This window comes from Dolichospermum sp. LEGE 00246 (assembly GCF_015207865.1).
GTDB lineage: Bacteria > Cyanobacteriota > Cyanobacteriia > Cyanobacteriales > Nostocaceae > Dolichospermum > Dolichospermum heterosporum.
In genome coordinates, this window is sequence record NZ_JADEWA010000238.1 from 1 (window position 1) to 8332 (window position 8332).

Genomic DNA, 8332 nt, shown 5'->3' on the forward strand with positions numbered 1-8332 from the left:
CCCCTAATCCCTCCCTGCTCTTCGAGAGGAGAATAAGAAGTTTTTTCATCTCTCCTAGTGTACGTAGTTCATCATAGCTACTTAATTATCAGTTTAATTTATCAATATTATTGATTTACTTCTATACATATCATCAAAATTTAACGAAAGTCATCAAAAGTTAAATAATTCATAAGTATAACTAAGATCGTCAGTAAAGTGAATAACATAGAGAAAATATTTTTTTGGTGCAGGTATTAAATGGAATCATTAGAAAAACAAATTCTCACCTTAAGCCAGCAGGTTAATGCCATCCATGAAGTGATTGAAAGGCTCGATATGCGCCTATCTCAAGCTTTGTCAGATTCATCTTTACGGCAATTACCAGCCATAGAGTATTATTTGGAAAAAAAGCAGTCAGCAAATGAGTTAAAAGAATGGAAGCATAAGGATATTTTACTTGATAGTATTCCCGAAATGAGTTATCAGGCTATAGATAAACAAATAACACCAGAAATTCAAATTCAACGGCTAACAACTCAGTTAACTGCCGCATATCATCGGATTGCTGCCTTAGAAGAACAGTTACTCAAACAGAGGGTTTATTGATAGGTGCTAAGTTGCTCAAGTTGGGCTTCAATGGCTGCTAATAGTTGATTTTGTTGCCAATTTCGACTTAAAGCAGCAGCAATACAAGCTGCACCGGCACCAACACCTTCTTTCACAAAACCCCGTTCATAAGCTTGAAGTTGGGGATATCGGGAATTAGCAAAACTCAATTGTGTGGCTAATAAGGGAGGGATGCTATTTTTATTGAAACTTTGGGCTAAGTCAATTGTTGCGCCTGTGGAATCTTCTGCTACCCAACGGGTTGTACCAATGATAATTTCTGCGGGTTGCCAAGGTAGGTCATATCTGTGAGTGATCGCTTGAATTAAAGCATAAACTGCTAACATTTGCGTACCTCCACCTAATAATACCCCACAACTTCGACTGGCAGCGATCGCCATTCCTGCTACTACCACCTGCATAGGATCACCTACCGCCGCCACCAGTTCTAAAGGATCAACTGACGGAGGAATTTTTGCCAATCCAGTCTGCACCAAATCCCATTTTTGCCCATGATTACACACAGGATGGCTACTATTAACTTTGCCAGCAGCATCAATCCCCAAACCAGTTAAAATTGCCAAAGCCGTTGTTGTGCCACCGACAACGCACTCACTAATAATTAAATACCCATCAGAATTTAATTGAGAACTTAATTGAGAACCCCAACGTAATCCTTCAGCTAGTAAATGTTTAACAGTATCTACATTCATAGCCGCACCCCCACTTAAACATCTCGCCGGCGCACCACCCAACTCAATTAATGGCACAGGTGGAATATTTAGTAATCCGGCATTAAATAAGTAAACAGGGATATTTAAATTAGCCACCACCGCCCGCGAAATCAGCACAGGAGAAGCCCCCGAAGTCAAAGGTGGCAGAGGGTACTTAGGTTGATATTCAGCGCCGTAATAGAGAAATTCCGCATCAGCACAAGCCGTATATCGGCGATCATCTGGAGTCAAACCAGCGGCAGAAATCCCAGGAATCAAACCAGTTTCTGTAAATCCTAAAACACAGGCAAATATCGGTAATTTACCGCGATAACGATTGAGCCATGCTTCACTCTGGGGAACTTGGGTGTAAATATTAATCATCTAAACTGTGATTTTCCTGATTTTCCTGAATAAGTAGGTGAACACAATAAAACCAAACTGTGTAAAGAAACGTAAAATCGCCCAAACCCTCTTCCCTCTTGCCTCTTGCCTTTTGCCTTGCCATAACGACAATTTTCAACGCCAACCTACTTAATTAATCATCTTCATCAAATTAATCAAAAAAATCATAGTTATGACTACTCATAATCCATCAACACTTGCACCCAATGAGGTGGACGGGGAATGGGATTGCCTAAACGGTCTAAAAGTAACCAAGCCGTAAGATGAACTATAAACAAGTAAATAAAATTATTGAGAAGAATAAGAGCGATCGCTCCCAATTGAATTAATAGTAAATTGGGAGTCATTAACAATTCCAATTTTAAAAAAATCCATTCAATAATTTCCGTCACCTGAGTAATCACATAAACCCACAAATCTTCCCCCGATAGCACCGACAAAAACCACAGGCGAAAAAACACCCCCAGCGTCCCCAACAGCGTCCCTAAAGCAATAGAAACAATCCACGGCACACGGCGATACCAAGTCGCCCCTAGCAGCACACCCATCAAGGCAAAAGGCATGACAAATAATAAACTCCGAACCGGACCCATCAACACAGACAACAACAACCCAGAAGTCACCGCTGCCATCCAAGCTGCTCGTTTACCCCAACGTAAATAAACCAAAGCAATAGGAATAGGGAAAAATACCCGCAATACTGGACCCAAAGGAAAATAAAAATTAATAAACCAAATTAAACTCGCCGTACTGGCTAAAAAAGCCGTTTCCACCATCCTTAAGGTACTTTCAACCTTCAGAGGTTGGTACTGTAATCGGGGTTGGGAAAGAGATTCAGGAGATGAATCTTGCTCTGGTTCTTCTGGTAGGGAATCAACGATACTCATGCCAAACAACTAAATTAAACTATAGTTTTTTCCAAAGCTGACCAATCTGGAATATGAATTCTATCTTGATCCCTCACAATCAAACCCTTTTTTTCTAGCTTTGTCAGCACTCTTGTCACAGTTTCCCGTGCCAATCCACTTAAGCTACTTAACTCTCGGTGTGGTAAATTAGGAATTTGCGTGCCGGCATTCTCTTGTTTTCCTTGTCCCTCTGCCAAAAATAGCAACGTATCAGCCACCCGTGACTGACTATCTGATTCCCGAAGACGTAATCTTTTGTTAACCTGTCGCAACCTTCTCGCCATTAATTGAGCCAATCTCACGCCGGCTAAAGGTTCTGTTTGCAGCAAATTCACAAAATCCTGAGCAGGTATACTCGCAATCGTCGTCGCTGCTAGAGTAATAACATCAGTAGAACGGGGGACTTCATCTAACGCTGCCATTTCCCCAAATAATTCCCCTCTACCAATAATATTTAGCGTTACTTCTTTCCCCTCTAAATTGTATGTACGGATTTTTACCCATCCATTTATAATAAAGTATACAGAACCTCCCCAGTCATTTTCTAGTAAAATTACTTGGTTAGCTGGATGAGTACGAGTAACAAGATGAGTTAGAACCTTTTCTACGCCTAGTTCTGGCAAGCCTTGAAAAAATGGTGCTGTAATCATCCATGTATGGGATGCATTATTTGTATTATATCGTTCTTCCATCAGGGCATCTTGTTTATTAAAGTTGCTATCATCACAACACTAAGATCGTTATTCTAAACCCAATACTGCTCGGTTAAGCCTAAAAAGTCATTATCCGGTAGGTTGGGTTGTGGAACGTAATTGATTCTAAACCTACATCATCATAGTAAAATCATCTCTAACAGCAATACCTTGTCCAAATCGAAAAAAGTCTTGATTTGTAGGTTGGATTGAGGTACGTTCACGTTCGCGGAGCCTGGCGTTAGCCATAGTGTGGCGTTCGCGGTAGCGTGCCGGAGGCATCAGCCATAACCCAACAAATGCGTCGGGTTGCGCTGTCGCTTAACCCGACCTACAAAAAATTAACAAGGTATTGTAACAGAGATTGTCTTAAATTGGACTAACTATGTTATGTAAAAAAATAAAAATATACCCCTAATATAACCTTTTTTCTGAGATTGTTGTCACTGTTGTGGTAAATACTGATTGACAATATTGACTAATATAGAAGTATTATTTGATTTTCGTGTATCCTCAACGAGAGTGCATGACCAACATCACGCAATCTCATTAACTGCATCCTACACTGAGAAACTAGCTAAACCTTAATCGTATCAATACCTTCGCCATTTTTTGTAGGTTGATTTGAGCGACAGCGCAACAAATACACATTTGTTGGGTTGTGCCTAATCTCTCCGGCACGCTAAAGTAAACAACATGACCTACGAATCAAGGCTTTTTGAAATTTGGCAAAGGTATTCCTTTTACAATTTTTTTCACTGTCTTTATCAGTAAATATGGCTATAAGTAGGTGAACACAATAAAACCAAACTCTATAAAGAAACGTAAAATCGCTGAAAACTTCTTTACTCTTGCCTATTGCCTATTGCCTATTGCCTCTTTCCTTTTTTTGTAATTGTCAGTCTCTTACAAATCAATGTACATTTTTAACTAAGGTAATTTAACGTGACTTACCATACTGATGAAATTCACCAACTAATTGCAGATATTGATCACTTACTGTCTCATAGTGCTAAAGGTCTTTCTAAGTTCCTTTCTAACCAAGGACAACAGGAAAAAGAGATTTTACAACGAGTGCGGAGCTTTTTAGTGCAATTGGAGGAAGATGAAGTATCAAAGAATGATGTCCTACCAGAAACTACTCAATCATCTCCCACACCAGGATTTTCATCTCTGTTGACACAATTTAACCAAAAGCATCTTCCATCTATTTTAGAGTCTTCTGGACACCCACCAGAGACAAGTAGTGATGAAACCGCGCAAACCAAACAAGAAATAACGGTTTTATTTCAGCCTTTACAAGCAGAATTATCCAGGCTATTGGCAGAAAGAGCAGATTTGATTGAGGAAATTAGACAACTAGAGCAAAAGCGACTACAAAACTCTTCATTAAGCCAGCAGTTACCTAATCAACAGGAGATGATTTCTGATTTTTTAGAAGTCCTCATGGGTCGTTTAGTACCACATTTACAATCAAATTCTGGGTTAATAATTAACGCTAATGTCCAGAACCCAGACGCAATTACTTCTGGTATTCAACCGATTTTAGAATCACCAGAACGGATAGAACAGTTAGCAAGTTTAGCTCGGAATTTAGATCAACGTTTACTGTCTTTAGATGGAACTGTCAATAGTGTTTTTGAAGCCCTAGAACGTAATATTAACGCCTATTATCATTCCTTATCTCAGGCATTAGCTAAAATGCACGATCAGGGGATACAGGGTGAACAATTAATGGCAAATTTCCTCAATAATTTGACTCAATATTTACAAGATCAAGTTTTGATTAATGAGTCTTCTATTTCTCCTGTAAATCCTCAAATAGTATCGGCATCATCATCATTAGCTGAATCTTCGGTTGTTGAGGAATCAAAAACTTCAGAAGATATATCTATAGAAAATCTTGTGGCGACATCACCATCATTAGCTGAATCTTCGGTTATTGAAGAATCAAAAACCTCAGAAGATATATCTATAGAAAATTCTGAGGCGGAAATATTGCCAATTAATATGGCTACAGAATTGTTACAGAATCAATCACAATCTGCTAAAGATTTACAGTTAACAAATACTGATGAAGTAGATGAACTTTATGCAAGTTTCTTTAATACTGAAGTTTCCTCATCGTTAAATTTCTCCTTTTCTCCTGATCTGAAATTTAGGGAAAATGAAAGTTTACCCATTGCGGCTGAAGAGGTCAGTAATAATTTATCAGCACTGGAAATTAACAGTTCAACATTTTCTAGTATGGCTGACACTGCTATCTTAGCAGAACCAAAAGACGATGATGAGAATCACGAGCCACAAACAATAATTTCTCCTGCTCCTACAGAAGTTAAAGTCCCATTTTTGCCAGAAGAAAAAGAAGTAGTAGGACAACTTCAAAAAGAACCCGATCCTGTTGATACAATCACAGTTTTAACTGATTTATTAGTGGATACTAGTAATGAAATATTACCGTCAGAAGTTATCAATCAATTAGATAATACAGACACAGAAAATCAGCAATTAGCATTGAATAACTTTATTGCTGATTCTGCTAGGGAAAATTTGCTGTCTGTATTAGATAATGATGTTTCGGAAATACCAGAAATTGTTTTAGATGCCAAGCAGTTGCAACAATTAGATCAAGATTTAGCTAATTTTGATCAACCATTAAATTATGCTGGAGAATCTATAACTAAGTTAGATTCTACCAGTCAAGTTGATAGTGTAAATATAGTTTCGGGTCAGGAAGTAGATTTAAGTTTAACAACTCAGACAGATGTAGATGCTGAACCAGAAGATGTTAAGCAATCTCCACTCACTGAGGAGCAATCTCCAACTACCAATAATCAAACATCAATTCACCATGAAGAAGAGAATAATCTGATTTCTAATGATACTTTGGATGCCAGTTGGTATTTAGGAATTGATATTGGGACGACGGGAATTTCTGCGGCTTTATTAAATCGCTCTCAATTGATAGTTTATCCAATTTATTGGTCAGCCGAAAGTCAAGTTGATGGTTCTAGTTTTCAGCAATCATTCCGGTTACCCGCAGAAGTTTATTTACCTACTAATTCAGGTTCTCATCAGGGGAAAAGTGGAGAATCAGATTTTTCCCCTCATCTTTATTCAGCACAGTTAAAGCCTTATTTGCAAATAGCAGTTCCCTATCAGCAAGAACGGCAAAAATGGGAGCCGATGTTGCAATTGAACGAGTTTTCCGCAGGTCCGTTAATTTGGGTAGTGCGATCGCTTTCTAAGTTATTATCAACTCTCAAGTCTATTCAAACCAGTACCACACCGGCTTTAACTGCTAATGCTGTGGGCATGAATACAGCGACTTTTTCAGGAGTAATTAAGAATATTGCGGGTGTTATCTGTACTTGTCCTTCCAGTTGGAATGAACAATATCGTTTTAATGTGCGGGAAGCGATTGTCACCGGTGAACTTGTTTCTCATCCCCAACAAATCTTGTTTGTCGAGGAAGCGATCGCCAGTTTGCTGCCAGAATTAGACAGTGCTAATGGTCAATCTATCCAAATTAGCGAAAATCAAGGTTTACGCCCTTTAAAAACCAGTGATTATCCCTTATTAGGTAACACTTTAGCCATTAATATTGGTGCAACCCAAGTAGAAATGACCTTGGTAGATATCCCAGCCAATCTGGAAAAATTGACACATAAAGACTTCATGCTGCACAATTTCGCCTACTCTGGCAAAGGCATTGAACAGGATATCATTTGTCAATTACTACTACCACCAAAATCCCGCCAACCCCGTCAACCCGGACAATCTCATCATGAACCAACCAACACAAACCCTTGGCATTGGCAACCCTCGATTCCGGGTTTAGACCAAATGCAATTTTCTAACTTGGGTTTAGAAGCCTTATCATTACCCAAAGTTGGTGAACCAGACACAGAAGCGCGAATTCGTCTCCAACAACGCCTAGAAAGTTCCCTCCTGGGACAAGCTTTATTAGATGCAGCCTTAGCGTTGAAATTGATTTTACAGCACCAAGAAACCTTTACCCTAGAATTTGCCGACCAATGTTGGGTATTACAGCGCCGAGACCTGGAAAGTCAAGTCTTTGTTCCCTTTGTCCGTCGTCTCAATCGAGAACTTAACAAATTATTAGTAGCTCGTGGTATTCCCACCGAAGCCATTAATCAAGCCGTCCTCAGTGGTGGTGTAGCTTCCGTTGGCACAATTAACCGTTGGTTACGGCAAAAACTGCCTAATGCCAAAATTATTCAAGACTTATACCTGGGTGAAAATGGCACTCCCAATTGTAGTCGCGTGGCATTGGGTTTAACTATGTTACCTTTGCATCCCCAAGTTTTAGACATACCCAAACAACAATACACAGATTATTTCCTGTTTTCCGAACTGCTAAAACTACTACCCAATCGTTCTTTATCCTTTGGTGAAGTCTTACACTTATTTGAAAGTCGTGGTATTAATACCCGCATCTGTCAACAGCGATTATTAGCTTTCTTAGAAGGTGAACTACCACCGGGGTTAATTCCTGGGACTTCAGATCACCTTTGGCTTACCCGTCACTCCCAGGAAAACCTCGATTATAAAGCGATTGATGCCCTGAAAACAGGCATAAATTCTCCACCACTATTTGAAAAACAAGGCAATCTTTCCTATCGTCCCAATCTTCAACAAGTCCAGTTATTACTGCGTTATTTAGATGCCATCAAATCCAGTACCGTACAATCACTCGAAGAACCATATAGTTACCTACTTTAATCACCAAATTTAATTAGAGAATTTCACAAAAAAGATAATCCAATCTTTTGGGATGGGCATCTTGCCCGTCCTTGTATTATTAGCAGGCTTTTCGGACTGCACCACAAGAAATTTTGGGAGATTTTTTTAATTGGAAGTCTCTTAACAGATCTATCAAAATTGAGTATTTATCTATACCGCATTTTTAATTGATGTTAAAAACTAGTAGTTCGTCAAATTTATTTTGACGGGTAATGATCGGAAAAAACTTCTGTTCTTCCCTCCCCCACCTCCCCTACCT

General features: G+C 39.1%; 5 protein-coding genes. 2 read left to right on the top strand and 3 right to left on the bottom strand.

The window, feature by feature from the left end; genetic code table 11:
* Positions 1-240 precede the first annotated feature (240 nt).
* Positions 241-588: a hypothetical protein gene (locus IQ228_RS15715; RefSeq protein WP_193963476.1), complete on the top strand. Its 348-nt coding sequence runs from the start codon at positions 241-243 to the stop codon at positions 586-588.
* Here the strand turns inward: IQ228_RS15715 and cobT are convergent.
* The 3 genes from cobT to IQ228_RS15730 all read right to left on the bottom strand — a co-directional run bounded on the left by cobT (position 582) and on the right by IQ228_RS15730 (position 3306).
* Positions 582-1685, bottom strand: coding sequence for a nicotinate mononucleotide-dependent phosphoribosyltransferase CobT (gene cobT, locus IQ228_RS15720; protein WP_027404393.1), 1104 nt, complete (start codon positions 1683-1685; stop codon positions 582-584). The genes IQ228_RS15715 and cobT overlap by 7 nt on opposite strands.
* A 197-nt stretch (positions 1686-1882) precedes the next feature.
* The gene (locus IQ228_RS15725) at positions 1883-2593 is read right to left on the bottom strand and encodes a DUF2232 domain-containing protein (RefSeq protein WP_027404394.1); all 711 of its coding nucleotides are present in this window, start codon (positions 2591-2593) and stop codon (positions 1883-1885) included.
* Positions 2594-2607: 14 nt separating this feature from the next.
* Positions 2608-3306 carry a Crp/Fnr family transcriptional regulator gene (locus IQ228_RS15730; RefSeq protein WP_193963478.1) on the bottom strand — a complete coding sequence of 233 codons (699 nt, stop codon included), beginning with the start codon at positions 3304-3306 and terminating at the stop codon, positions 2608-2610.
* Positions 3307-4251: 945 nt separating this feature from the next.
* Here IQ228_RS15730 and IQ228_RS15735 point away from each other — a divergent pair.
* Positions 4252-8052 carry a hypothetical protein gene (locus tag IQ228_RS15735; RefSeq protein ID WP_193963480.1) on the top strand — a complete coding sequence of 1267 codons (3801 nt, stop codon included), beginning with the start codon at positions 4252-4254 and terminating at the stop codon, positions 8050-8052.
* Positions 8053-8332 lie beyond the last annotated feature (280 nt).